General features: G+C 57.4%; 22 protein-coding genes and 3 tRNA genes. 11 read left to right on the top strand and 14 right to left on the bottom strand.

Annotation, left to right across the window (positions count from 1 at the left end; translation table 11 throughout):
* Positions 1–122 precede the first annotated feature (122 nt).
* From AAFN47_RS02445 to AAFN47_RS02420, 6 genes are all read left to right on the top strand, one after another.
* Positions 123–590, top strand: a complete 468-nt coding sequence (locus AAFN47_RS02445; protein ID WP_499807615.1) for a peroxiredoxin — start codon at positions 123–125, stop codon at positions 588–590.
* A complete protein-coding gene (locus AAFN47_RS02440) occupies positions 571–1,407 on the top strand; it encodes a ferritin-like domain-containing protein (protein ID WP_499807614.1) in 837 nt (278 codons plus the stop codon). Before AAFN47_RS02445 ends, AAFN47_RS02440 begins: the two co-directional genes overlap by 20 nt.
* A gap of 66 nt (positions 1,408–1,473) precedes the next feature.
* Positions 1,474–2,724 (top strand): peptidoglycan DD-metalloendopeptidase family protein, encoded by a 1,251-nt coding sequence (locus AAFN47_RS02435; protein ID WP_499807613.1) that lies wholly within the window; start codon positions 1,474–1,476, stop codon positions 2,722–2,724.
* Between the two features lie 199 nt (positions 2,725–2,923).
* Positions 2,924–4,321: a DEAD/DEAH box helicase gene (locus AAFN47_RS02430; protein WP_499807612.1), complete on the top strand. Its 1,398-nt coding sequence runs from the start codon at positions 2,924–2,926 to the stop codon at positions 4,319–4,321.
* A gap of 318 nt (positions 4,322–4,639) precedes the next feature.
* A complete protein-coding gene (locus tag AAFN47_RS02425; protein WP_499807611.1) occupies positions 4,640–4,945 on the top strand; it encodes an ETC complex I subunit in 306 nt (101 codons plus the stop codon).
* A gap of 12 nt (positions 4,946–4,957) precedes the next feature.
* Positions 4,958–5,034, top strand: a tRNA-Arg gene (locus tag AAFN47_RS02420).
* Positions 5,035–5,121: 87 nt separating this feature from the next.
* Here AAFN47_RS02420 and AAFN47_RS02415 read toward each other — a convergent pair.
* Positions 5,122–5,472 (bottom strand): hypothetical protein, encoded by a 351-nt coding sequence (locus AAFN47_RS02415; RefSeq protein WP_499807610.1) that lies wholly within the window; start codon positions 5,470–5,472, stop codon positions 5,122–5,124.
* 220 nt (positions 5,473–5,692) lie between these two features.
* Here AAFN47_RS02415 and AAFN47_RS02410 point away from each other — a divergent pair, with 220 nt between their 5' ends.
* Both AAFN47_RS02410 and AAFN47_RS02405 read left to right on the top strand, forming a co-directional pair.
* Entirely contained in the window at positions 5,693–6,088 is a 396-nt protein-coding gene (locus AAFN47_RS02410) for a cupin domain-containing protein (protein ID WP_499807609.1), read from the top strand.
* Positions 6,089–6,821: 733 nt separating this feature from the next.
* A complete protein-coding gene (locus AAFN47_RS02405) occupies positions 6,822–8,600 on the top strand; it encodes an HWE histidine kinase domain-containing protein (protein ID WP_499807608.1) in 1,779 nt (592 codons plus the stop codon).
* 481 nt (positions 8,601–9,081) lie between these two features.
* On the opposite strand, the gene AAFN47_RS02400 is transcribed toward AAFN47_RS02405, so the two are convergent.
* From AAFN47_RS02400 to AAFN47_RS02390, 3 genes are all read right to left on the bottom strand, one after another.
* Positions 9,082–9,158 (bottom strand) — tRNA-Pro (locus AAFN47_RS02400).
* Positions 9,159–9,254: 96 nt separating this feature from the next.
* The gene (locus tag AAFN47_RS02395; RefSeq protein WP_499807607.1) at positions 9,255–9,725 is read right to left on the bottom strand and encodes a DUF192 domain-containing protein; all 471 of its coding nucleotides are present in this window, start codon (positions 9,723–9,725) and stop codon (positions 9,255–9,257) included.
* 56 nt (positions 9,726–9,781) lie between these two features.
* Positions 9,782–10,315: a cold-shock protein gene (locus AAFN47_RS02390; RefSeq protein WP_499807606.1), complete on the bottom strand. Its 534-nt coding sequence runs from the start codon at positions 10,313–10,315 to the stop codon at positions 9,782–9,784.
* A 224-nt stretch (positions 10,316–10,539) separates the two neighbouring features.
* On the opposite strand from AAFN47_RS02390, the gene AAFN47_RS02385 reads away from it, so the two are divergent.
* Both AAFN47_RS02385 and AAFN47_RS02380 read left to right on the top strand, forming a co-directional pair.
* Entirely contained in the window at positions 10,540–10,980 is a 441-nt protein-coding gene (locus tag AAFN47_RS02385) for a VOC family protein (RefSeq protein WP_499807605.1), read from the top strand.
* A 189-nt stretch (positions 10,981–11,169) separates the two neighbouring features.
* Positions 11,170–11,244, top strand: a tRNA-Glu gene (locus tag AAFN47_RS02380).
* Positions 11,245–11,311: 67 nt separating this feature from the next.
* Here the strand turns inward: AAFN47_RS02380 and AAFN47_RS02375 are convergent.
* The 7 genes from AAFN47_RS02375 to glpX all read right to left on the bottom strand — a co-directional run bounded on the left by AAFN47_RS02375 (position 11,312) and on the right by glpX (position 19,903).
* Positions 11,312–12,313 (bottom strand): ABC transporter ATP-binding protein, encoded by a 1,002-nt coding sequence (locus AAFN47_RS02375; RefSeq protein WP_499807604.1) that lies wholly within the window; start codon positions 12,311–12,313, stop codon positions 11,312–11,314.
* Entirely contained in the window at positions 12,310–13,236 is a 927-nt protein-coding gene (locus AAFN47_RS02370) for an ABC transporter ATP-binding protein (RefSeq protein ID WP_499807939.1), read from the bottom strand. Before AAFN47_RS02370 ends, AAFN47_RS02375 begins: the two co-directional genes overlap by 4 nt.
* 72 nt (positions 13,237–13,308) lie before the next feature.
* The gene (locus AAFN47_RS02365; protein ID WP_499807603.1) at positions 13,309–14,223 is read right to left on the bottom strand and encodes an ABC transporter permease; all 915 of its coding nucleotides are present in this window, start codon (positions 14,221–14,223) and stop codon (positions 13,309–13,311) included.
* 4 nt (positions 14,224–14,227) lie between these two features.
* Complete coding sequence (locus tag AAFN47_RS02360; RefSeq protein ID WP_499807602.1) at positions 14,228–15,217, bottom strand: ABC transporter permease; 990 nt, start codon at positions 15,215–15,217, stop codon at positions 14,228–14,230.
* Positions 15,218–15,284: 67 nt separating this feature from the next.
* Positions 15,285–16,826, bottom strand: coding sequence for an ABC transporter substrate-binding protein (locus AAFN47_RS02355; RefSeq protein WP_499807601.1), 1,542 nt, complete (start codon positions 16,824–16,826; stop codon positions 15,285–15,287).
* A 186-nt stretch (positions 16,827–17,012) separates the two neighbouring features.
* The gene (recJ, locus tag AAFN47_RS02350) at positions 17,013–18,812 is read right to left on the bottom strand and encodes a single-stranded-DNA-specific exonuclease RecJ (protein ID WP_499807600.1); all 1,800 of its coding nucleotides are present in this window, start codon (positions 18,810–18,812) and stop codon (positions 17,013–17,015) included.
* A 107-nt stretch (positions 18,813–18,919) separates the two neighbouring features.
* The gene (glpX, locus tag AAFN47_RS02345; protein ID WP_499807599.1) at positions 18,920–19,903 is read right to left on the bottom strand and encodes a class II fructose-bisphosphatase; all 984 of its coding nucleotides are present in this window, start codon (positions 19,901–19,903) and stop codon (positions 18,920–18,922) included.
* A 257-nt stretch (positions 19,904–20,160) separates the two neighbouring features.
* On the opposite strand from glpX, the gene AAFN47_RS02340 reads away from it, so the two are divergent.
* Positions 20,161–20,865, top strand: a complete 705-nt coding sequence (locus tag AAFN47_RS02340; RefSeq protein ID WP_499807598.1) for an SDR family oxidoreductase — start codon at positions 20,161–20,163, stop codon at positions 20,863–20,865.
* A 52-nt stretch (positions 20,866–20,917) separates the two neighbouring features.
* Here the strand turns inward: AAFN47_RS02340 and AAFN47_RS02335 are convergent, their stop codons facing one another.
* The 3 genes from AAFN47_RS02335 to AAFN47_RS02325 all read right to left on the bottom strand — a co-directional run bounded on the left by AAFN47_RS02335 (position 20,918) and on the right by AAFN47_RS02325 (position 24,112).
* Positions 20,918–22,240 (bottom strand): homoserine dehydrogenase, encoded by a 1,323-nt coding sequence (locus tag AAFN47_RS02335; protein ID WP_499807597.1) that lies wholly within the window; start codon positions 22,238–22,240, stop codon positions 20,918–20,920.
* A gap of 60 nt (positions 22,241–22,300) precedes the next feature.
* On the bottom strand, positions 22,301–23,518 hold the full coding sequence (locus tag AAFN47_RS02330; protein ID WP_499807596.1) for an LL-diaminopimelate aminotransferase: 1,218 nt from the start codon (positions 23,516–23,518) through the stop codon (positions 22,301–22,303).
* Between the two features lie 138 nt (positions 23,519–23,656).
* On the bottom strand, positions 23,657–24,112 hold the full coding sequence (locus AAFN47_RS02325; protein WP_499807595.1) for a hypothetical protein: 456 nt from the start codon (positions 24,110–24,112) through the stop codon (positions 23,657–23,659).
* Positions 24,113–24,208 lie beyond the last annotated feature (96 nt).

Below are 24,208 nucleotides of genomic sequence, written 5' to 3'. Positions count from 1 at the left end.
TGCGCCATTGGAGTTACGCCTGAAAATACGAATCGGCTGCGCAGGCGAATGTTCCCTAACAGACTATATATCGTCGCCGAATGATTGTAACAGACCTCGACCGATAGAAAAGGAACATAAGAATGACCGACATTGCCGAAGGAAACGAGGCGCCTGATTTCGCATTGCCCCGTGATGGTGGCGGAACCGTGACGCTCTCGGAATTGCGCGGTAACAAAGTCGTGCTCTTTTTCTACCCGAAGGACGATACGAGCGGATGCACCGCTGAAGCGATCGCCTTCACCGGACTAAAGAGCGACTTCGAAAAGGCCGGCGCAATCCTGCTCGGCATGTCGCCCGACAAGGCGGCGAAACATGACAAATTCATCGCCAAGCACGATCTGGACGTCATGCTTGCGTCCGACGAAGAAAAGACGACGCTGGAAAAATATGGCGTCTGGGTCGAAAAGAGCATGTATGGCCGAAAATACATGGGCGTCGAACGCACGACGATGCTGATCGACGCGAATGGCGTCATCTCCAAAATTTGGCGGAAGGTGAAAGTGCCTGGCCACTCCGAGGAGGTTCTGGATGCCGCAAAGGCCGGCTGATCCATCAGCCGCCTCATTGCGCGCCGGCGCTGTCCAGGCGGTCTCCTGCTCGGATCCGGACCAGAAAGCGCAACTGACTCGCACGCTTTCACAATCCTGGTTCGCGCGCCGCCTGTCACTGCGTTCTCCGCTCGATCCGCCGGTTCCGGATCGACCGGGGCGGCCGGAAAAGCCTGAATTGCTGCCGCCGAGGCTGGTCAAGAAACGCAACCTGAACAATCCGGCGGGCCGGATCGCCCTGCTCCATGCAATCGCTCATATCGAGCTCAACGCCATCGACCTCGCGTTGGACATCATTGCCCGTTTCGCCTCGGAAAAGATGCCGCGATCCTTTTTCGACGGCTGGATGGGCGTCGCCCGGGACGAAGCAAAGCATTTCCTGCTGGTTCGCGGACGTTTGCAGGCGCTCGGTTCCGACTATGGCGCCCTGCCCGCTCATGACGGCCTCTGGCAGGCTGCGCACGACACCCGCAACGACCTCATGGCGAGGCTGGCGGTCGTGCCGCTCATACTCGAAGCGCGGGGCCTCGACGTAACGCCTTCGCTGCAGCAAAAGATGCGTGATGTGGGAGACGCGGAATCCGCAGCCGTGCTGGACGTCATCTATACCGACGAGATCACGCATGTGGCGGTCGGCGCAAAGTGGTTCCGATTCCTGTGTGATCGTAAGAGCAAGGAGCCGGCGGCGCTATTTCAAACACTCGTGCGCGCCAATTTCCGCGGCCAACTCAAGGCGCCGTTCAACGACGTGGCGCGCGCAAGCGCCGGTCTGACGCCATCATTTTATCGCAGCCTTTCGTCCACGAATACTTCGTAGGCAAAGAAATATTAACCTTAACATTGTTTTATCGGCCCTGCGGTGCAGTTGTTCACGGGGGTTTATGTGTCTCAAGTTTCAGAAGGCAAAATTTTTGGCAGAAAACAACCGCACACCCTGATCATCGCGAATGGAGATTCCATCCGCCACTGGAATATTCATCCCTGGATGATCGGCCTTGCGGTCAGCGTCGTTTCGGTCATAGCGATCGGCTATCTGCTGGCGACAACCTATCTTGTGCTTCGCGACGATCTCATCGGCGCTTCGATGGCGCAGCAGGCGCGGGTTCAATTCGCCTATGAGGACCGCATCGCGTCATTGAGAGTTCAGGTCGACCGCATCACCAGCCGGCAGTTGCTCGATCAGCAGGTATTGGAAGACAAGATGGCGCGCCTGATTCAACAGCAACAGGTATTGAGCTCCCGGCACGGCCGTCTGGACGACCTCCTGCAACGCGCTACTTTCAGTTTCGCAGAGCCGGATACGATCCCGGTGCCCCGCCCGAGGCCCGCGCCTGGTCAATCCGAGGAAAGTCGCCGCGCCAGCGCGAATCGTCCAGCCGGCGCCCAATCAACTGAATTGCTTCTGGCCTACCAGAACGTTCAACCGGCGGCTCGCGCCAAAGCCCGCGCATCCGAAAACATTTTTGCGAAAGTGGACAAAGATCTGCACGCCATGGAACGCGAACAGTTCGACAGAATCGAGTTGCTGATCGCCAACGCCTACCGCAAGGCCGAAGCCATAGATTCGATCTTAGAGAACACGGGACTGCCTTCCGATTTGATGGATGACAGTGTCGGTGGACCATTCATCCCTGCTGCAGACAGCAATTTCGACACGAGCCTGTCTGGATTGGAGACTGCACTCCAGCATCTCAACTCCGTCAGCAGCCAGGCGCGCGCCTTGCCCCTGAAAAATCCTGTGCCGGATCAGCCGGTTTCAAGCAGTTTTGGAAACCGCCGAGATCCATTTCTCAAACGCGCCGCATTCCATTCCGGGATGGATTTCAAGACGCCTTATGGTTTTCCGATCAAGGCGACCGCGAACGGTGTCGTCACCAGCACCGGAAGGCGCGGCGGCTACGGAAAAATGATCGAGGTCGATCATGGCAACGGCATCGTGACGCGCTACGCTCACCTGTCACGGATACATGTCAATGTCGGACAGAAAGTGGAAGCCGGATCCATCATCGGTTCAGCTGGAAGCACCGGCCGATCGACCGGGACTCATCTCCATTACGAGGTCCGCGTGAACGACAAACCGCTTAATCCAAAGCCGCTTCTCAAGGCTGGCGAGCGACTTGATCCACTGTTGTGACATAATGGCACTGTGACGCAATATCGTGCAAAACAGGCCGTTTCGCATTAAATTTTTGTAAGATTTACCCTTATATCAAGTAATTGCGCCGCTTTCCTTGACACTCCCGGACGTTAGGACTAGTCGGACCACAAGATTCGCGGAAAATATCAATTCCGTCGAGTGTTAGACCGACCTGTGAACGGATTCAAAATCTCCATTGACCAGTTTTTCTGACCTGGGCCTGAGCCAGAAAGTTTTGTCGGCCGTCGAAGACGCCGGCTACACAACTCCGACACCTATTCAGCAAAGCGCGATACCGCACGCATTGGCGCATCGCGACCTGCTCGGGATTGCGCAGACAGGGACCGGCAAGACAGCGTCCTTCGTGTTGCCCATGCTGACGATTCTGGAAAAAGGCCGCGCACGGGCTCGCATGCCGCGCACGCTGATTTTGGAGCCAACGCGAGAACTCGCCGCACAGGTGGAAGAAAACTTCACGAAGTATGGCAAATATCACAAGCTCAACATCGCGCTCCTCATTGGCGGCGTTTCCTTTGACGATCAGAACCGCAAACTGGAACGCGGCGCCGACGTGCTGATCGCCACGCCCGGCCGGTTGCTTGATCATTTTGAACGCGGCAAGCTCCTGTTGACCGGCGTCGAGATTCTTGTGATAGACGAAGCTGACCGCATGCTCGATATGGGATTTATTCCCGATATCGAGCGTATTGCGAAGCTGATCCCGTTCACGCGTCAGACGCTGTTCTTCTCGGCTACCATGCCGAAGGAGATTCAGACGCTCGCCGACCGTTTCCTGCAGAACCCGGAACAAATCAAGGTCGCTCCGCCGTCCACGACGGCCAAGAACGTCACGCAGCGACTGGTGAGCGCGCCATCAAAAGATTACGAGAAGCGCGCGGTTCTGCGCGATCTTATCCGGCAGCAGACTGATCTGACGAACGCAATTATCTTCTGCAACAGAAAACGCGACGTATCGGAACTCTTCCGGTCGCTGGAACGGCATGAATTCTCGGTCGGCGCGCTGCATGGGGATATGGACCAGCGCTCCCGGATGACCATGCTGCACAATTTCCGCAACGACAAGATCGACCTCCTGGTCGCATCAGACGTCGCCGCGCGCGGGCTCGACATCCCAGCCGTCAGCCACGTGTTCAATTTCGATGTTCCCATACACGCCGAAGACTATGTGCATCGTATCGGTCGTACAGGCAGAGCCGGTCGCGCCGGCGCCTCTTTCACTCTAGTGACCCGCCGGGAGAAGAAGTACGTGGATGCGATCGAGAAACTCATCGATATGAAGATCGAATGGCAAGGCGAGGAAGTCAGCGAAGCCACTGATGCTTCGTCGGAGACGCAGGATACCGCCAAACACCGCTCCAGGAAGCCGAGATCGGAAAAGCCTGCGACTGCCAAGACCGATGAAGGAAAGGCCGCGACGCCGTCGCCTCAAATTTCAAACGGCGTCGCCAAGGACACGGCCAACAACGACAATCGTCGCAACAGCCGGAGAAAAGATCGGCGTGAAGACGGGCCGACGCCTGTCGGTTTTGGCGATGACATTCCTGCGTTCATGATGATCGGCGCGAAACCCTGATTAATGGCGCCGCCGGTAAATAGTCTGTCAACCAGGACCTAATTTTAGTTACTGATAATATGCTCAGCGCCGTTCAGGCACGGGTTTGGCAGTCTGGTGTAGTGCTGCCGGCGCGGAGTTTGTTCCTGGCGTCTGTGTGCCATTGCTCGCAGGCCACCTGTATACTCTCGAAACATGATCACGCATGGCGAACATCGGCGTCTGTACTCGGGGAAGGCTTTTTATTCCGGCGAAGTTACGGGTTGCATATTGCATCAAAACGCTCAATAAGCGGAGCAGCGATCAAGCCAACCCGAACGTACCGGAGGTCTGTCGACAGTGACCGCCAAGATTTACCGTCCAGCCAAAACCGCCATGCAGTCCGGCAAGGCCAAGACCCACAAATGGGTGCTGGAGTTCGACCAGGAATCCCCAAAATCCATTGAACCAATGATGGGTTACACGTCATCAGGGGATATGAAACAGCAGGTGAGACTGAGCTTCGAAACCGTAGAGGAAGCGATCATCTATGCAGATCGGCACAATATCGCCTATCGCTTGATCGAGCCGCACGAGTTCAAGCGCCGCCGCGTCGCCTACGCAGACAATTTCAGGTCGGACCGACGTCAGCCCTGGACGCACTGACGAACGAAATAAGGCCCCGTAGCTCAGTTGGATAGAGCGTCGGTCTTCTAAACCGAATGTCGCAGGTTCGAATCCTGCCGGGGTCGCCATTTATTATTTATTATCAGTATTCTATTTGTTTTTTCTGATGTATTGAATTCGACGCCAATTGCTCGGCTCCGTGAAGATTCCGTCGATTACTCCGTGGCGCCGCCATTGGAAAAATCTTTATTCAGATCCCTCATTCCAAGAGCAATCAGAATCGACATGACGTGTATCCTGGTCGCTGATCCAGGCTGAAAGCGCGAAGCCTGGGCGTCCACAGGAATATCCGCGAGATCCGTGTCGTCATAACGCGTGAGCATGCTGATCTGATCAGCGACGATCTGCATTTTGAGATAGTGGTCTGCAAGAATTCGCCAAACGTCTTTTGAATCGGAACGAAGCGAATGCGCTCCGGGCCGTTCGTCTTCCAACAGCTGCAGGACTTCCTCATTGCTCAGTCCGCAGATTTCCAAAGCTGTTGAGTAGAGCGTCTCCTGATCCATGACATGAACCTAGTTGGCATGACTGCGGCAGGAAACAGGCGAAGCCGTCGACGGATGGCGCATGACAATCATAAATTCAAACATGGTTAGCACGGAATTAAGTCATAGGTGGCAATATACTTCAAATAGTAGCCAACGATTGTAGCAGTTACAAATGGTCCGGCCCCAGACGCCACCCTTGCTGGCGGTCTGATTGAATGTTGGAAAGAGATGTAGCCTGATGTTTGACTCCATGACGCTTCCGGAAACACCGACAGCAATCGCCCCCGATGGATCGGAGGTGCGCGCGCTCCTGGCGCTGAAAGGAGGCAGCATGGCGCATTTTTCTCTTCCGTCCGGTCAAACGTCTATTGCAGTCGCCCACCGCACCGTCGAGGAGATCTGGTTATTTCTGACTGGCAGCGGCGAGATGTGGCTCAAATACGAGGACAGAGAAGAAATCGTTCCAGTGCGCAAGGGCGTCTGCTTGACGATTCCGCTCGACACGCACTTCCAGTTCAGATCCGCTGGTGAGGAACCCTTGTCTGCGGTGGGTATGACCATGCCGCCCTGGCCCGGTCCCGACGAAGCTTTTGCGGTTGAAGGCAAATGGCCGGCTACGATTGTTGATGACTAGGGCTCGAAGCCGCGCCGGCGACCGCGCTGTGATTCGGTTCGTCTCAACACCAGATTTATCAAACTGGTAAATTTTCCCGGCGAGGTTTCAAGCTGATAACCGGGGTCAATAGAACGCTCGGAAGCAATTTGCCTCATGGATTATTTGCTACAAAAAGCACCTGAAATCCGCCCATTTTGCCTATTTACATATTGAACTAACCTCCTGTTCGTCCGACACTCGTCTCGCCTGCGACAGGCCGGGCGCGACAGGGTGACTCAGTCTGTCGGCGGTGTGACCCGACAACAACACACCGCGTCTGTGCACTCCCCAGTGTGCAGACCGTCCGATATAGGCGCCTTCTGCGCGTCAATGAATTTCTTCATCAAATTATTTTCTTCGACAGGTGGAACCATTGGCCGGATGATGCGTTAACAGGCGACTCTTAGTTTCGAATTCCATTAAAGCCATGCAAACGATCCGATCTTCGCACTTCTTGTCAGCACAGTCGAAGCACGCGTCTTTACGGCCAGGAGTGTAAACGACAGCCATGTTGCGCCACCAGCATTTCCCTGCCGACCCCATGAATTTTCTCTCCGGCTCCAGCGAAATGGCGCAACGGATCAGGAAGTTCGACTGGGAAAACCATTCATTCGGTCCACCGGATAAATGGCCGCAGTCTCTCCGCTCCGCGCTCAGTATTTGTCTGCATTCCAAATTGCCGACCGCCATCTATTGGGGGTCAGAACTTAGATTGCTTTACAACGACGCCTGGTCGGTTATCCCCGGTCCGCGACATCCTGCTGCGCTGGGCGCGCCGGCGCGCGATGTCTGGAGCGATATCTGGCACATTATCGAGCCGCAATTCACTGAGTTGATCAGGACCGGCGAAGGGCTCTATGTCGAAGACCAGATGCTGCCGATGCAGCGGTATGGCGCTCTTGAGGAAACGTACTGGAACTACAGCTTTACCGCCATTCGAGGCGAAGACGGCCGGATTGTAGGCGTTTTCAACAGCGGCAGCGAAACCACTGACAAGGTGCTGGCGCAACGCCAGACCAGCTTTCTTCTTCGTTTTGACGAAAACTTACGCACGCGGGCTGATCCGGAGAGCGCGCGCCGCTTTGCTGTGGAATTTCTGGGAGAACATCTCAAGGTCGCGCAGGTGGGTTTTTGCGAGTTTGGTCCCAAATCCGTGGATCACCCAGTTGTCGAGACCTGGTCTGAGAGCGGCGATATTTGTCCGACGGAAATCATCGGTCTGGAGGCAATCTATCCGTCAGAGACGTACATGCTTGCAAATGGCGTAGCGTTGCGCATCGACAAAATGGACGATGACGCGGTCCCGGCGCGGCTGCGGGAGGTTTTCATTGCCGCCGGCGTCAAAGCCGCCATAGCGGCGCCCTGGATTGATCAAGGCAGACTGGTCAGTGTTCTGTTCGCGCATTCCAGCGAGCCGCGGTCATGGACGCGCTATGAAATAACCACAGTCGCCGAAGTGCTGAGACGAACCTGGGCCTGGATGGAACAACGCCGGGCGCGCGAACGCGAGAGGATCATGATTCGGGAAATTGATCACCGCGCGCGCAACGTGCTGGCGGTGACCAAATCCGTCATTCACCTCACCCAGGCGGAAACGACCGAGCAGTTTCGCGCCAAAATCGAGGACCGGATTGCGTCACTCTCGCGATCCCATTCGCTGCTGTCATCGGAAAGCTGGTCGGATATCGATCTGGCGACAATCCTCAGGGACGAATTGGAGCCCTATCGCGAAGGCGATCTGGTCGTGATCGACATGGACGGTCCCAGAGTGGACCTCTCCGCGCAGATGACCCAAAGCCTGGCGCTGGTCCTGCACGAAATGACGACCAACGCAGCCAAACACGGCCCGCTCTCAGAAGCCGGCGGGCGACTGTCCATCCGTTGGCGAACTGACAACGACCGGTTGGAGCTTGAATGGCGCGAACATGTCTTTGCCGCAAAATCGACGGCGAACGCGCCGAAGGGAGGCTTTGGTTCGAAACTCATGAACCAGATCATTCTGCAGCAACTGGATGGAACGCTGGAACGTCAAATCGAAAGCGACGGTTTGTTTTGTCGCATTGCGTTGCCTCTGGTCGACGGCCTCAGTGTAGAAAAACCAGTCGATAAGAAAGACGTCCCATCGGCTGCGCCCACACAGGGCGTCCTGATTGTCGAAGACGAGGCACTGATCGCAATGGATATCGAAATGATGATCGAGGATCTTGGCCATCGCGTGTCTGCGACGACAAACAGCGTCGCATCGGCTTTGGAGGCCATCGACAATCACACCCCTTCTCTCGCGGTCGTCGATCTCAATCTTGGGGGGGATTCCTCAGAGCCCGTCATCGCGGCGCTCGGCGCAAAAGGCGTGCCGATCATCGTCGCCTCCGGCTATTCGGATTTCGAGACGCCCGAAGGCATTGAAGCGCCAGTCACCAAATTGATGAAGCCGGTTTCTCGGGAATTGCTGGAACAGGCGATCGACAAAGTCAGCAAATCTCCGAAATAAGGCTTCTTCGGCGAATGCGTTTCACGGGTTTCCGATTGAGCGTCGTTGCATGTGAGCGCGACCGTTCAACAATAACGGGCGGTCTGTGCGTGGTGGGGAACGCACAGACTTGAGGGAGGATATTTGGGGGACACCCTACAGCACACGTCATGGAATGACGCTATCGCCCGGCCGGAGTGGCATGTCGACCATAGAGTGAAATGACAATGGGACGCAATGGAATTCTACTTTTTTTTCGGTCTAATCCAAATATTTTTTACAATTATATCAATTACTTGATAGCTAATATCCATAGCGCCAATTAATGTATTGCTAAAGTTTTAGCCTGCCGGCTGAACTTATCCAGAGTGGAAACAACTGGGAGGGCCCCGGACTTTCCGTCCTAAAAAATCGGGATATACTGGCGGCCGGGCGCTCGTTCGAGCGATATGCACACAGTGCACCGTATCACCGACGTCTTTAGTTCGTACATTTTGAGAAATGGTCGGAGCGGCAGGATTCGAACCTGCGACCCTCTGGTCCCAAACCAGATGCGCTACCAGGCTGCGCTACGCTCCGGACTGTTTTGATTCAGCCACGCTTCCCTAAAGCCTCGCCCGGATTTGTACAACCCCGAAATTGCGGATATCCGCCACTTCCGCTGCCCAAATGGCGTTATTGCGCGATTATCGGATGCGATACTCTGTGTCCGGGCTTAACGCCCAACTCCGCCGTCTTCCCTCCATTGACCTCAAGCACATAGGCAACCGGTTCGCGGGAGCTGATAATGCTTTCGTCCAGGGGGCGGGCGTTCTGATGGATATGGGCGATTACGCCATCGCTTCGGATGAAAATCATGTCGAGCGGTATGAGCGTGTTGCGCATCCACATGGTGACCGGCCGCACCTGATCGAAGCGGAACAGCATCCCTGCCCTGTCGTCAAGATGTTGACGGTTCATCAGGCCGACCTGGCGCTGCGCCGGCGTCAAGGCCAGTTCAACGTCAAACGCGTAACACCCGCTGTCTGTGATGATCTGGAGCGAGGATCCGTCTTCGCGCGCTTGTGCAAACGCGCTGCTTGCCGCGAGAAACACGATGAACAGCGCCAGCCAACAGTGTGCGGCGCGCCGGCTGAAAACCTGCATGCGAATTTCTCCCTTCGCCTTACGCCAAGGTAGCACAAAAGAGCGCCTTAGAGGCGCTAATGCGATTTCGGGAAATTATTGTCGATGTCCGGGTGGATTTCGGCGGCCATAAGACCTTTCTCGCCGTTGCCGTAGCGCACGAGCACGACCTGCCCCGGACGCAACTCGGTCAATCCGTAGCGCCGCAGGGTTTCCATGTGCACGAAGATGTCTTCCGTGCCCTCTCCGCGTGTCAGGAAACCGAACCCTTTCGAGCGGTTGAACCATTTGACCAGAGCGCGTTCCATACCGCTGGTTGGCGTGACCTGGACGTGGGTTCGCACAGGCGGCAGCTGGCTGGGATGAACCGCCGTCGACTGATCCATGGAAAGAATGCGGAACGCCTGGTATCCGCGGTCGCGTTTCTGGATTTCACAGACGACACGGGTGCCTTCAAGAGCGGTCTGATATCCGTCCCGGCGCAGGCATGTCACGTGCAGGAGGACGTCCGGCAACCCGTTGTCGGGAACGATGAACCCGAACCCCTTGGCAACATCAAACCATTTTATGACGCCAGATATCTCGATAAGATCCACAGATGCTCCGGACATCGAAGCCTCGGTGGATTGATTCTTCTGTGGAGACTTGTCCCCCATTCACCCCGGCCTCTCGAAAACGCAAACCCCGATCAACGCATGATTCTGCAGGTTAGAATAACATCGGTAGCATAAGGTGATGCAAGCATAACTTTCTCGAAATGTCAGATTGGGTGGTTTTTTTGCGTCCATATGGTATTCAAACCACAAACAGCACTCCTGAAACAAGGGGAAGATCAATGCGTTATCTTCATACTATGGTCCGTGTAAGTAACGTCGAACAGGCGCTGGACTTTTATTGCAACAAGCTGGGTCTTGTGGAAATCCGACGCACGGAAAGCGAAGCCGGACGGTTCACGCTGATTTTCCTGGCGGCTCCGGGCGATGTCGAACATATCGAGACGACGCAGGCCCCGCTCCTTGAACTGACCTACAATTGGGATCCGGAAGAGTATTCAGGCGGACGCAATTTTGGCCACCTCGCCTACCAGGTGGACGACATCCACGACTACTGCCAATCGCTGATGGACAAGGGCGTCACGATCAATCGTCCGCCGAGAGACGGACGCATGGCGTTCGTCCGCTCACCGGACGGCATCTCCGTGGAAATCCTGCAGTCCGGATCGGCGCTGACGCCGCAAGAACCATGGACGAGCATGCCCAATACAGGGAGTTGGTAGCTCTTTCCCACCCGAACCACCGGCTCAGCCGCTGCGCCATGAATTGCGCAACGCAGGCTGAGTTCCGCGCGGATTGTTCCATTCGACCTGTATTTGATTCAGAGCGCGAAATTGACTGTCACATTTTTTAGAAGAATCCCAATTTCACGCTTGCGGGAATCCGGTGACCTGACTATATAGCGTCCCGACGCGCCCTTCGTCTATCGGTTAGGACGCCAGATTTTCATTCTGGAAAGAGGGGTTCGATTCCCCTAGGGCGTGCCATCTTCCACTTATAATTCAATGTTAAAAATCCGAGCGTTAGCTTCGGTCGAGACAGGTTGCGTCCCGCCTACGTACCGGCTTTCCGTACATTCTCGGCTGCAAAGCATTTGGCCTCGCCATACTGCGTGGCCACCATGACCGGCGCCTCGACGCGACAACGGTCGAACGCCTTGACGCAGCGCGGATGAAAGACACAGCCATCCGGGGGTGAGATGGGATTCGGTATCTCGCCGATCACTTCCTCCCGTTCGCGATTCGTCATGTCCACATCCGGCACCGCGTCGAGCAGCATTTGCGTATAGGGATGCTGCGGGTCCTCGAACAATCCCCTCGCCTGCGCATTTTCCACAAGCGCGCCGAGATACAGCACGCCGATCCTGTTCGCCATATGCCTGACCACGGACAGGTCATGACTGATAAAGAGGTAGGTCAGGCCGAGTTCATCCTGCAGGTCTCGCATCAGGTTCAAAATCTGGGCCTGCACGGAAACATCCAGGGCAGATGTCGGTTCGTCGCACACGATGAATTCGGGATTCGATGAAAGCGCGCGCGCGATGGCGATGCGCTGGCGCTGACCGCCTGAAAATTCGTGCGGATACTTCGAACCGTCCGAAGCGGTGAGGCCGACCAGTTCGAGCAGTTCGGCGACGCGCGCGGCCTGGGCCTGGCGATTTTGAACCATATCGAAGGCGATGATCGGCTCTGCTACGATGTCACGGACCTTCCAGCGCGGATTGAGGCTGGCGAAGGGGCTCTGAAAGATCATCTGGAAACGCGAGCGCATGGCCCGCATTGAAGACCCGGCGCCGGTTCCGATCGGCGCGCCGTCAAACAGGATTTCACCCGAGCTCGAAGGCAAAAGCCCGACGACCATTTTTGCAATGGTGGATTTGCCAGATCCGGATTCGCCGACCAGAGCAAAAGTCTCGCCTTTTCGTATCGTGAAGGAAACATGGTCGACGGCTCTCAGAAACCGTTTTCCGTCCCTTTCCAGCACGCGGTTCAGCCAGGGCTTTGACATATCGAAGGTACGCGTCAGATCGCGGACTTCCAGCAGCGTTTCGCTCATGCCGGCGCCTCCGTCGTGGCTTCGTCGTATAGCCAGCATGACACATTGCGATTGCCGTAATGCATGAGTTCCGGCCGTTCCTTCGTGCAACGCGCGAAGACCTGATTGCAGCGCGGATTGAATGCGCACCCTTCAGGGATGTTGTTCAAACGAGGCATGGATCCCGGAATCTGAACCAGCCGATCGTCCGTGCTCGTCAACGAAGGAATGGATCCCATCAAGCCCTTGGTGTAGGGATGCAGGGCGTCCTTGATGACCGAGCGCACCGGACCGATCTCCGCCAGGCGACCCGCGTACATGACAGCGACCCGATCCGCGGTCTCGGCAATAACGCCCATATCGTGCGTAATCAGGATCACCGAAGCGTTCCGCTCCGCGCAGAGTTTCTTCAGAACGTCGATGATTTGCGCCTGAACCGATACATCGAGCGCCGTCGTCGGTTCGTCGGCGATCACCAGTTCAGGTTCTGCTGCAAGCGCGAGCGCAATGACCACACGTTGACGCATTCCCCCGGAGAACTGGTGCGGATAATCATCGATGCGCTGGCTTGCCGCCGGAATGCCGACTTCGTTCAACAAACCGATCGCCCGTTCGCGGGCTTCTTTCGCCGACACCGGCAAATGCACCCTTATGGTTTCGACCAATTGCTCGGCAATGGTGAAGAGCGGATTGAGCGACGTCAGAGGATCCTGGAAAACCATGCCGATCCGCCGTCCCCTGATCTGGCGCATGTCAGCGGACGACAGATTGTCTATTCGCTTGCCTTCAAGCGAGATGGAGCCGCCGGTGATCCGGCCTGGCGGTTCGATAAGTCCGATGATCGCTGCGCCAGTCATCGATTTTCCAGCGCCGGACTCACCCACGAGGCCAAGCACCTCGCCGCGCGCCAGATCAAACGAGACATTGTCGACCGCCGTCAGCATCGCTCCGCGAGAGGGAAACTGCACGGTGAGGTTCTTGACGGAAAGCAAGGGGTGATCTGACACTGGTTCCCCCTACTTCAGTTTCGGATTGAGCGCGTCGCGCAGCCAGTCGCCCAGCAGATTGACCGAGAGCGCCAGCGCCAGAAGCGTAATGGCGGGAAAGAACAGGATCCACCACTCTCCGGAAAACAGGAAGCCCTGCCCAATCCGGATCAGGGTGCCGAGCGAGGGCTGCGTCGGCGGCGCCCCGACCCCGAGAAACGACAGCGTGGCTTCGGCGATGATGGCCAGCGCCAGCGATATCGTGGCGATCACCAGAACCGAAGACAGGGTATTGGGCAATATGTGCCGTATCATGATCACGAAAGAAGATCGTCCGATCAGACGCGCCGCCTGCACATATTCCTTGCTCTTTTCAACCATCGTGGCGCCGCGCACAACGCGCGCAAACTGAACCCAGTCGGACAGTCCGATCGCGATAATCAGAACCCAGATAGCGATCTGGTCGCGCATGGAGGGCGGCGTTATCCCCTTGGCTATACCGAAGATAAGAAGCGCCACAAGGATAGCCGGAAACGTCAGCTGGATGTCGGCGATGCGCATGATAATGACATCTACGCGCCCGCCGACAAAGCCGGAGAGCAGCCCGAGCGAAACGCCAAGCACCATGGCGAACAGCACGGCGGAGAAGCCAACGAAGAGCGATATGCGCATGCCGTACAGGATTGTCGCATAGACGTCCCGCCCCTGATCGTCAGCGCCAAGAATGAATGTGTCGCCGGTAAACTGGTTGGGCTCCATCGGCTTTGAAAAGCCGTTCATCAGGTTGAGCGAGGCCGGGTCGAACGGGTTCTGGTTCGTTACAAACGGCGCCAGCACGGCGCCACCGATTAGAAGAACGGTTACAGCCAACGCAATGATTGCGACCGGCGACCGATTGAATTTGTAGACGAGGTCGGAATCGACAAATCGCTTGATCATTTCCATGCGGTCAATGTCCTCCCCCTGCGGAACCATCCGCCTTGAGCCTCGGATCGATGGAGAAATAGAGCAGATCCACAATCAGATTGATGGTTACGAACAATACGGAAATCAGCATGAGATAGGTCGCCATGACCGGAATATCGACGAACTGGATGGCGTTGATAAACAACAGCCCGACGCCCGGCCACTGGAAAACGGTTTCGGTGATGATTGCGAATGCAATGATTGAACCGAGTTGCAGGCCGGTGATCGTGATGACGGGAACCAGCGTGTTTTTCAGGGCGTGACGAAAGTGAATCCTGCGCGACGGCAATCCGCGCGCATCGGCGAATTTCACATAGTCCGAACGCAGGACCTCGAGCATTTCAGAGCGCACCAACCGCATGATCAGCGTCATCTGGTAGAGCCCCAGCGTAATGGCGGGCAGAATGAGCGCCTTCAGACCGCTGGCCGTCAGAAAGCCGGTCGACCAGCCGCCGATCTTGACCGTTTCGCCGCGGCCGAAACTCGGCAGCCACCCAAGTTCAACGGCGAACACGTAGATCAAGAGAATACCGATGAGGAAGGTGGGAAGCGATACGCCGACAAGCGATAGCGTCATGATGGCGTTGGACAGCCAGCCGTCTCGACGGATTGCCGTGTAGACGCCCAGCGATATACCAAGCACAAGGGCGAAAACAGCCGATACGAACGCAAGTTCAAGCGTTGCGGGCGCGCGTTCGGCGATGATGTCGGCGACCGGTCGTCCCTGACGATAGGAAACGCCAAAGTTTCCGTCGACCACGATGCCTTTCAGAAATTTGAAATATTGAACAGGAAACGGTTGATCGAGGCCCAGTTGCGACCGGACCCGTTCAATATCAGCGACCGTGCGCTCCTGTCCGAGCAGGTTTTCGACCGGGTCGCCGACGAATCGGAACAGCGAAAACGCGACCAGTCCGACCACGAGCAACACGACCACAGACTGCGCCACGCGCCTGATGATGAATGCAAGCATCTAGATGCGTCTGCCGGCTGAGGAATCCGGGGCGCTAGCTTTCGCCCCGGAAACCAATTTCAAAGGATCAGTTATACTGCAGGAACTTGAAGTGCGGCTGGTCTTCCGGCTGCACGGGGAAGTTCACATTGTCCTTCATGCCCCAGTTCAGAACCTGGTTGTGGACCGGCAGATAAACCTGTTCGTCCTGAACGATCTGCCAGATTTTGGCGATCGTATCGTCGCGCTTCTCGATGTCTGTTTCCGAACCGAGTGACTTGATCATCGCGTCGACTTCCGGGTTATTGAAGCGGGATCCGTTCCACGAGCCGCGTTCATCCGTCGTCGAGTGAACGAGGAAGTTGAAGACATATTCCGAATCGAAGGTCGGAACGCCCCAACCGAGCAGGTAGAAATCCGTTTCCTTGCCGGAAATGAGAGGGAAGTGGTTCGCCTTGGTCTGGGCGACCAGGTTCACCTTGATGCCGATCTGTCCCATCATGCCAACCATCGCCTGACAGATTGCTTCATCGTTGATGTAGCGGTCGTTCGGGCAATGCAGCGTAATTTCGAAACCATCACCATAGCCTGCTTCTTCCATCAGCGCCTTGGCGGCGGCGACGTCAGCCTTCGGATATGCGTCCAGCTCTTCCGTCCAACCGTTGACGAAGGGCGGAATGATGACGCCGGTCGGCGCCGACTGGCCGCGCATGACCACCATCTTGATGGCGTCGCGATCGATCGCCATGTTCATGGCCTTGCGAACGCGGATATCGGCGAACGGATTCTTGCCATCGATATTGTCGTTTGCGAGATCATCGTCGCCTGAGTTGATTCCGAAGAAGATCGTCCGGTTCTGGGGCGCGTTGTCGACCTTGAGGCCGTCCGCGTCGGACACGCGCTGCAGGTCCTGCACCGGCACATCCTGAATCAGATCAACCTCTCCAGACAGCAGCGCCGCGACGCGGGTCGCAGCATTCTGGATCGGGGTGTAGATGATTTCCGTGACTTCGAGTGGAAATTCCCCTTTGCCCCAATAGTCAGGATTTGCCTTGAGCACGGTTTTCGTGTCCGGCTCGCGACTTTCCAGCATGAAGGCGCCGGTGCCGTTGGCGTTGCGCACTGCGTAGGTTTCTTCACCCGTGTCGAACTCCGCCGGCGCTTCCACGCCATGAGTTTCAGCCCAGCCCTTGTCCATGATGAACAGGTTGGTGAGATTGTTCGGCAGGATCGGATTCGGTCCGTCCGTCTCCATTTCAATGGTGTAATCGTCAACTGCACGCACTTCCTTGATGGAAACCAGCAGCTCCTTCATGTCGGAGCTTTCCATTTTTGCGCGATTGAAAGAGAAGACGACGTCTTCAGCCGTAAAATCGGCTCCGTCATGGAATTTCACGCCTTCGCGCAGCTTGAAAACCCAGACGTTCGGGTCGCCATCCTTGACGCCCCATTCGGTGGCGAGAGCCGGTATCGGCTTGGCTTCCATATCCGGCGATATCAGCGGTTCGTAAATCTGCTGCGACAGCGCGTGCGTCGGTCCTTCATTCTGGGAGTGCGGATCGAGCGTCAGTGAATCACCGGCTCGGGCCCAGCGCAGTGTTTCGGCGCCGGCTATTGCAGTTGATGCCATGAGTGCGGTTGCGGCAGCGACTGCCAACAATGGACGTTTCATAAGCAACATTCCTCTCTGGTTTGCGCATTTTCTTATTTGCACCTGAAAAGCTACCAACTATCTGGAATACGCGCCAGTCTATTCCATGGCGCGCCAGGTACGACTTCTGTCGCAGAACAACCCGTGAAATGGGCGTTGGCGTTATCATACCCGGGGCGTCGCCGCGTCGATAACGCGAATTTGAACCGTGCGCCGCCCCTGCCAGTGGTTCGTCGAGAGATTTCCAGCGAAATGGAATCGGTTTCCGCGCCCTCCCAATAGCGCTGCTCCCATTTCGGATTCGGCTGCGCGAAACGCTATGGCGTCGATCTTTTGTCCAGCGGCGTCTGCGAGCCGCAATTTGACATGATCTGCGCCGACGATTCGGGCGTCCGTGACCTGATGCGCCGGCATTGCGAATACGGGCTGGGGATGACCTGCGCCGTACGGCCCCGCCTTGTCGAGCTGGTCGTATAGCTGCAGCGTTGCGCCGGACGCAGCCAGGGCAGCGTCGATTTTCAATGTGCGGACCGCCGTTAACGCCGACACTTCCTCACGCGCATAGTCTTCCGCCCATGCCCGCAATTCGCCAAGCCTTGTGCGCTCGACTGTAATACCGGCCGCCATGGCGTGCCCGCCCCCCTTGACCAGCAAGCCCTTGTCGACCGCAAGGCGAACCATTCTCCCCAGGTCGAAGCCGGCAATGGAACGACCGGAGCCGGTTCCCTGACCGGATGCGTTGAAGGCGATGGCGAATGTCGGCCGCTGGAGTTTCTCCTTGAGCCGGGCGGCGATGATGCCGACGATGCCCGCATGCCAACCCTCGCCGGCTGTTATGACCAGAACCGGAGGGTCTCCCACGCCGATTTCCGCCAGCACCTCTGCTTCCGCCTGGGCAAGCGTGTCGCGCTCGATCGCCTGTCTTTCCGCGTTGAGCCGGTTGAGCGTGTCCGCGATCTCTCCGGCTTCGGCGTCGTTGTCGAGCGTCAGCAACCGGCTGCCCAGGGCTGCGTCGCCTATCCGGCCGCCGGCGTTTATACGGGGACCGACCATAAACCCCAGGTGATAGGGCGTGAGCGGGCCGTCAATTCCACTAACCCGCATCAGGGCGGCAAGTCCCGGATTGGACATGCGACGCGCCACCTGCAAACCCTTGACGACAAAAGCCCGGTTCAAACCCTTCAGCGGGACGACATCACAGACCGTGGCCAAAGCCACGAGATCAAGCATTTCAAGCAAATCGACGCACGCCGCGGCCTTGTTTTGCCGGCGTCGCAGTTCTCGCAGCAACGCCACCAGGGCCATGAATACAACGCCCGCCGCGCACAGATGCCCCTGCCCCGAAAGATCGTCCTCCCGGTTTGGATTGACGAGCGCGTGGGCGACGGGCGCCTCAAGATTCATCTGATGATGATCAAGCACGACGACGTCCACGCCGCGTTCGGCCGCGTGCGCGAGCGCCTCCAGGCTCGTTGACCCGCAATCCACTGTTACTATGAGTTGGCAACCGCGGTCGATCAGAGCGTCGATCGCCTTCACATTCGGACCATACCCTTCGAAAATTCTGTCCGGTATGTAGATTTCGGACGGTACATCGAATTGATCGAGAAATCGTTTGAGGAGCGCAGACGACGCCGCCCCGTCAACATCGTAATCGCCGAAGACCGCCACGCGTTCACGGCGCTCGATCGCATCGGCGAGACGCTCCGCCGCCTTGTCCATATCCTGAAAGATGGATGGGTCTGGCATCAGGCCACGGAGCGTTGGATCGAGAAAAGCCTGTGCTTCGCCCTGCCGAACGCCGCGGCCGGCAAGGACACGCGCGACAATATCAGGAACGCCGTCAGTCTGGGAAATCGCCAGGGCGCGATTGACGCCGGCGGAATCGAGTCGCGGGGACCAGCGCTGTCCGAATAGTGAAGACTCCACTTCAAAAAAGGGCGTCAAATCTCTGCTAATACTCAAGTAAATATATATCCCATTCAGGATTCAACGATGCGCATGCGCACGGATATCAATCCCTGTCGCAGGACATTATTGACGTCCATAATGGTGATTGCAATTCCGTCTTTTTAGTCGAACTTGCCGAGGTCCTGGTGCCGGGCGATGATTTCGCGCACGGTGCGGGACGACGACCGCATAACGATTGTATGCGTCACGATCGCGGTTTTCGAAAACCGGACGCCGTTCAGCAGATTACCGTCCGTCACACCGGTCGCCGAAAACACGACGTCTCCGCTCGCCATCTCCTCAAGCTTGTAGATGCGGTCCGGATCGTCAATTCCCATTGTCTTCGCCCGGGCGATCTTTTCTTTCGTGTTGAGCTGCAGCCGGCCTTCCATCTGACCGCCGATGCAGCGCAATGCAGCCGCCGCCAGCACGCCTTCCGGCGCGCCGCCGATACCAAGATAGATGTCGATGCCGGTTTCTTCGGGATTGGTCGTATGGATAACGCCGGCCACGTCGCCGTCGCCGATCAGGCGTATCGCGGCGCCGGTGGAACGCACTTCCTCGATGAGACGCGCGTGGCGTGGTCGATCGAGTATGCAGGCCGTAACGTCTTTCGTTTCAACGCCCTTTGCATCGGCGACCGCCTTGATATTCTCCACCGGCGTTTTTGTCAGCGACACCGTGTTATCCGGATAGCCAGGGCCGATGGCGATCTTCTCCATATAGACATCCGGTGCGTAGAGCAGGCTTCCTTTTTCGGCCATTGCGATAACCGCAAGCGAATTCGGAAGGTTCTTCGCGCAGATGGTGGTGCCCTCCAGAGGATCGAGCGCGATATCCACCTTTGAGCCCTTGCCTGTGCCGACTTCTTCCCCGATGTAGAGCATGGGCGCTTCGTCGCGCTCTCCCTCGCCTATCACCACGGTTCCGGCGATCGGCAAGCGATTGAGTTCCTTGCGCATGGCGTCGACCGCCACCTGATCGGCCTCTTTCTCGTCGCCGCGGCCACGAAGATGCGCTGCGGCGACTGCGGCCCGCTCGGTGACTCGTACGATTTCGAGTGTGAGAATTCGATCGAGACCGCTATTGTCCGACGATTTCGCCATTGGCCGGTGTCCTGTTGCTTGTTTTCGATGCGTTGCAGCGCCAGATATCCCGTCGCCATCATGATTGGCAACGGTTCAATGTGAAAAAAGGGCCTTTGAATGGCTCGTGGAAGTAACACAGCCGGCCTAAATCGATTAAGATTACAGCATGGTCGAGACTGTCCACAGGCGACCGCCAGCAAAGATCGTCGACGCGACGATAAACATGGCTATTTTGACACGGTTCAACAAACCAGATTGCAATGGAGTTATTTGAAATGACAGATGTGAAGGTCGCCTTGATCATGGCGGGAGGAAGTGGAATGGGTGCTGAGGCCGCCCGCCGGCTTGCAAATGACGGCTATAAGGTGGCCATCCTTTCCTCTTCGGGCAAGGGAGAAGCCCTGGCGGAAGAACTGGGCGGCGTCGGCGTGACGGGCAGCAACCTGTCAAATGAAGATCTGCAGGGCCTCGTAGACAGGGCGATGCAGCAATGGGGCCGTATCGATGTGCTGGTCAACAGCGCTGGCCACGGCCCGAAAGGCCCCGTGCTGGAGATACCGGACGAAGACTGGCATCTGGGTCTCGACGTCTATCTGCTGAATGTGATCCGCCCGACGCGCCTTGTCACGCCCATCATGAGACAGCAGAAGACCGGCGTCATCATCAACATTTCCACCTTTGCTGTGTTCGAACCCGATCCAATGTTTCCGACATCCGGCGTGTTCCGGGCCGGGTTGGCGGCGTTCACGAAACTCTTTGCCGACAAATACGCAGCCGACAATGTGCGCATGAACAATGTGCTTCCGGGCTATATCGACAGTCTGCCCGAGAAAGAGGAGCGCCGTGAGAAGATCCCGATGCAGCGCTACGGCTCGGTAACAGAGATTGCAGCGACCGTGTCGTTCCTTGCGTCCGATGGCGCCGGATACATTACCGGGCAGAACCTGCGCGTGGATGGCGGGATAACGCGTTCGGTGTGATCACCGCATTTCCGTCATCAGCCTCTGGCGGACGGCGGCAAGACCACCGCCGTCAAGCGCCAGCGGCGGGGCGCTCGATACGGATGACCTGGGGTTTATCGGCAAGATAGCCTTCGGCGCCGATCGCTTTGACCGCCTTGCGCACGGACGCTTCCATCGTTGCATGTGTCACGAGGATTACAGTCTTCTTGTCGCCGTTGCCGGCGCTTCCCGGGCGCTGAACGATCGATTCAAGAGAGATCGAATTGTCCGACATGTGCTTTGACAGGCTTGCGAACACGCCCGTCCGGTCTTCCACCGTCAGGCGAATGAAGTAACCGCCCTCATGGCTGCGCATGCGCGCGCGCGCGTAGGGCTGCAGGCTCGCGGCCGGTCGACCAAGCACAGGACCGTATTGATATCCGGGGCGGCTCTTGGCGATGTCTGCGATATCGCCCATGACGGCGGACGCCGTCGCGTCGCCGCCTGCTCCGGGACCCGACATCAGCAATTCGCCCAGGACATCGGCGTCGATTGCGACGGCGTTCGTCACGCCGTCGACGCGGGCAATGACCGAATCCTTCGGAACCATGGTCGGATGAACGCGCTGTTCGATCCCGGTTTCGGTTTTCTGAGCGACGCCCAGCAGCTTGATGCGAAAACCAAGTTCATCGGCGGCTTTGATGTCCTCGATGGAAATATTCGATATGCCTTCCAGATAAATCTCGTCCGCGGCGATTTTTGTGCCGAAGGCGATGCTGGTGAGGATCGCCAGCTTGTGCGCCGTGTCATTGCCCTCGACGTCAAAGGTCGGATCGGCTTCGGCGTAACCCAGTCGCTGCGCCTCGGCGAGACATTCCTCGAAGGAGATCCCCTTCTTCTCCATCTGGGTCAGAATGTAATTGCAGGTGCCGTTCAGAATTCCGAACACGCGCTGGATCCTGTTTCCGGTCAGGGATTCGCGCATCGCCTTGATCACGGGGATGCCGCCGGCGACCGCGGCTTCGAAGTTCAAGAGCACGCCCTTGTCTTCGGCAAGCGTCGCCAGTTCCACCCCGTGCCGGGCGAGCAGCGCCTTGTTGGCCGTCACCGCGTGTTTGCCGCTGGAAAGCGCGTCCCGCACAGACTGCAGGGCCGGATCGCCTTCCCCGCCCATCAGTTCGACGAAAACGTCGATATCCGCGGAACGGGCCATTTCAACCGGGTCGGTGTAGAACTTGGCGCCGGAGAGGTCGACGCCCCTGTCCTTCGCAGCATCCCGCGCGCTCACCGCAACAACGTCGATCGCCTTGCCGCAAATCCCGTTCAGAGCCTCGCGCCGCTCGGACAAAATGCGCGCCAGCGCGGCGCCAACGGTACCCAGACCCGCAATACCGATTTTGAGGGCTTCAGACATAGAGCTTCCAGTTACATGATGTGTTCGGAGGAGAGAAACCGACCGAACGATGCGTTCGCGTTAACGCCGGGAATCCAGCCGGACGACGTTTTGCATATTTTCGTCGCCGGATGCAAGGAAGCGTTTGATGTTGCGGGCCGCCTGCCGGATTCGGTGCTCGTTTTCGACCAGCGCGATACGGACATGCGTATCGCCGTACTCCCCGAAACCAATGCCCGGCGATACGGCGACGTCCGCCTTCTCGATCAACATCTTCGAGAAATCGAGCGACCCCATTTCGCGATAGCGCTCAGGCAGCGGAGCCCAGGCGAACATTGTTGCAGCCGGCGCCGGCACCGGCCAACCCGCCTTGGTGAAGGTGTCGACCATCACGTTGCGACGCCGCTTGTAGGTGTTTCGCACCTCTTCAATTTCGGATCCATCGCCATTGAGCGCAGTCGTCGCCGCAACCTGGATGGGCGTAAATGCGCCGTAATCGAGATAGGATTTTACCCGCGCCAGCGCGGCGATAAGACGTTCGTTGCCAACGGCGAACCCCATGCGCCAGCCGGGCATGGAGAAGGTTTTCGACATCGAGGTGAATTCAACGGTCACATCGACGGCGCCGGGAACCTCCAGAACAGACGGTGGCGGCGTATCGTCATAATAGATCTCCGCATAGGCGAGATCCGACAGGATGATGATGTCATGCTTTTTGGCGAAGCTCACCACATCCTTGTAGAAATCCAGCGATGCGACATGCGCCGTCGGGTTGGACGGATAGTTGAGAATGAGCGCAATCGGACGCGGAATGGAGTGACGCACCGCCCGCTCCAGCGAGTAGAAAAAGCTTTCATCCGGCTCCACAGACATGGAGCGGATGACCCCGCCCGACATGATGAACCCGAAAGCGTGAATCGGATAGGTCGGGTTGGGACACATGATCACGTCGCCGGGCGCCGTAATGGCCTGCGCCATATTGGCGAAGCCTTCCTTCGAGCCCAGCGTTGCGACAATCTGCGTGTCCGGATTGAGCTTCACGCCGAAGCGGTTTTCATAATAGCGCGCCTGCGCCTTGCGAAGACCAGGAATACCGCGCGACGTCGAATAGCGGTGCGTGCGCGGATCGCGCACAACTTCGCAAAGTTTGTCGACGATGCTTTGTGGCGTCGGCAGATCCGGATTGCCCATGCCGAGATCGATAATGTCGGCTCCGGCCGCTCGCGCGTCCGCCTTCAGTCTGTTGACCTGCTCGAATACGTAGGGCGGAAGGCGGCGAACTTTATGAAACTCTTCCATTTCGATTCCGGATGGTTGTCTGTGTTTTCGGTGGTTTGAGCCCGAACCGTGGCGAAGCCGGGACGGTCAGAGCCTATTATACGCCCTATTGGCGGGAAGCGGAAATAGTCAGGCAGGCCGTGCTCGAACGCCCGGCGATCAGTTCTCGATTTCCGCCTTGGCCTCGTCGCCATGACTGCGCGCGATCGCTTCGAATTCTTCGGACTGCTTCTTGTAGGCGTCACTTGTCGCTGAGGCGGATGGCGGCTTGCGTTGTTTCAGGATGGATTCCATCTCGTTCTGGATCTGTTTCTTTTCCGCCTCGCTCAGTTGCTCCATGGCGCCGGTAGGCGTCGGGCCGAAGGTGGGAAACGTATCGTCTTGAGCGGCGCCTTCCTGCACGAAAGACGTGTCTCTTGGCGGAGTCTTGCGTTCAGGCCTCGCCCGCCCCTCAGGGCCTTTGGCTGTTTCTGCAGACGGCGCCGGCTGACCCGCGGCGGGGCCGGCCGCATCGCCGGTCGTTCTCGGCGCGGCGTCCTCGAGCGAGGCCGACACGCAGCCGCCAGCCAGGATCGGTAGGATGAGAAGCGCTGCCAGTTGGATATGCGGTTTCAAGACGGGGTCACCATGCCATTCACGTTTTGAGCGAAACCCATAGCGCAGATGCGGGTTCAATGCACAAATAAATTCTACATTCTGTCAACATTTCTT

The organism is Hoeflea sp. CAU 1731 (genome assembly GCF_039888615.1).
Classification (GTDB): domain Bacteria; phylum Pseudomonadota; class Alphaproteobacteria; order Rhizobiales; family Rhizobiaceae; genus Flavimaribacter.
Note: the sequence above shows the minus strand (reverse complement) of the source record. Positions and strands in the feature narration are given on the sequence as shown.

What these genes read in the sequence shown, in the direction of transcription:
- AAFN47_RS02395 (WP_499807607.1), bottom strand. Translation starts at nt 9,725, where the DNA reads ATGCAGGTTTTCAGCCGGCGCGCCGCACACTGTTGGCTGGCGCTGTTC.
- AAFN47_RS02340 (WP_499807598.1), top strand. Translation starts at nt 20,161, where the DNA reads ATGACAGATGTGAAGGTCGCCTTGATCATGGCGGGAGGAAGTGGAATG.
- AAFN47_RS02390 (WP_499807606.1), bottom strand. Translation starts at nt 10,315, where the DNA reads ATGTCCGGAGCATCTGTGGATCTTATCGAGATATCTGGCGTCATAAAA.
- AAFN47_RS02360 (WP_499807602.1), bottom strand. Translation starts at nt 15,217, where the DNA reads ATGCTTGCATTCATCATCAGGCGCGTGGCGCAGTCTGTGGTCGTGTTG.
- AAFN47_RS02365 (WP_499807603.1), bottom strand. Translation starts at nt 14,223, where the DNA reads ATGGAAATGATCAAGCGATTTGTCGATTCCGACCTCGTCTACAAATTC.
- AAFN47_RS02415 (WP_499807610.1), bottom strand. Translation starts at nt 5,472, where the DNA reads ATGGATCAGGAGACGCTCTACTCAACAGCTTTGGAAATCTGCGGACTG.
- AAFN47_RS02355 (WP_499807601.1), bottom strand. Translation starts at nt 16,826, where the DNA reads ATGGCATCAACTGCAATAGCCGGCGCCGAAACACTGCGCTGGGCCCGA.
- AAFN47_RS02440 (WP_499807614.1), top strand. Translation starts at nt 571, where the DNA reads ATGCCGCAAAGGCCGGCTGATCCATCAGCCGCCTCATTGCGCGCCGGC.
- AAFN47_RS02330 (WP_499807596.1), bottom strand. Translation starts at nt 23,518, where the DNA reads ATGGAAGAGTTTCATAAAGTTCGCCGCCTTCCGCCCTACGTATTCGAG.
- AAFN47_RS02385 (WP_499807605.1), top strand. Translation starts at nt 10,540, where the DNA reads ATGCGTTATCTTCATACTATGGTCCGTGTAAGTAACGTCGAACAGGCG.
- glpX (WP_499807599.1), bottom strand. Translation starts at nt 19,903, where the DNA reads ATGGCGAAATCGTCGGACAATAGCGGTCTCGATCGAATTCTCACACTC.
- AAFN47_RS02445 (WP_499807615.1), top strand. Translation starts at nt 123, where the DNA reads ATGACCGACATTGCCGAAGGAAACGAGGCGCCTGATTTCGCATTGCCC.
- AAFN47_RS02375 (WP_499807604.1), bottom strand. Translation starts at nt 12,313, where the DNA reads ATGAGCGAAACGCTGCTGGAAGTCCGCGATCTGACGCGTACCTTCGAT.
- AAFN47_RS02335 (WP_499807597.1), bottom strand. Translation starts at nt 22,240, where the DNA reads ATGTCTGAAGCCCTCAAAATCGGTATTGCGGGTCTGGGTACCGTTGGC.
- AAFN47_RS02370 (WP_499807939.1), bottom strand. Translation starts at nt 13,236, where the DNA reads ATGCTGACGGCGGTCGACAATGTCTCGTTTGATCTGGCGCGCGGCGAG.
- AAFN47_RS02410 (WP_499807609.1), top strand. Translation starts at nt 5,693, where the DNA reads ATGTTTGACTCCATGACGCTTCCGGAAACACCGACAGCAATCGCCCCC.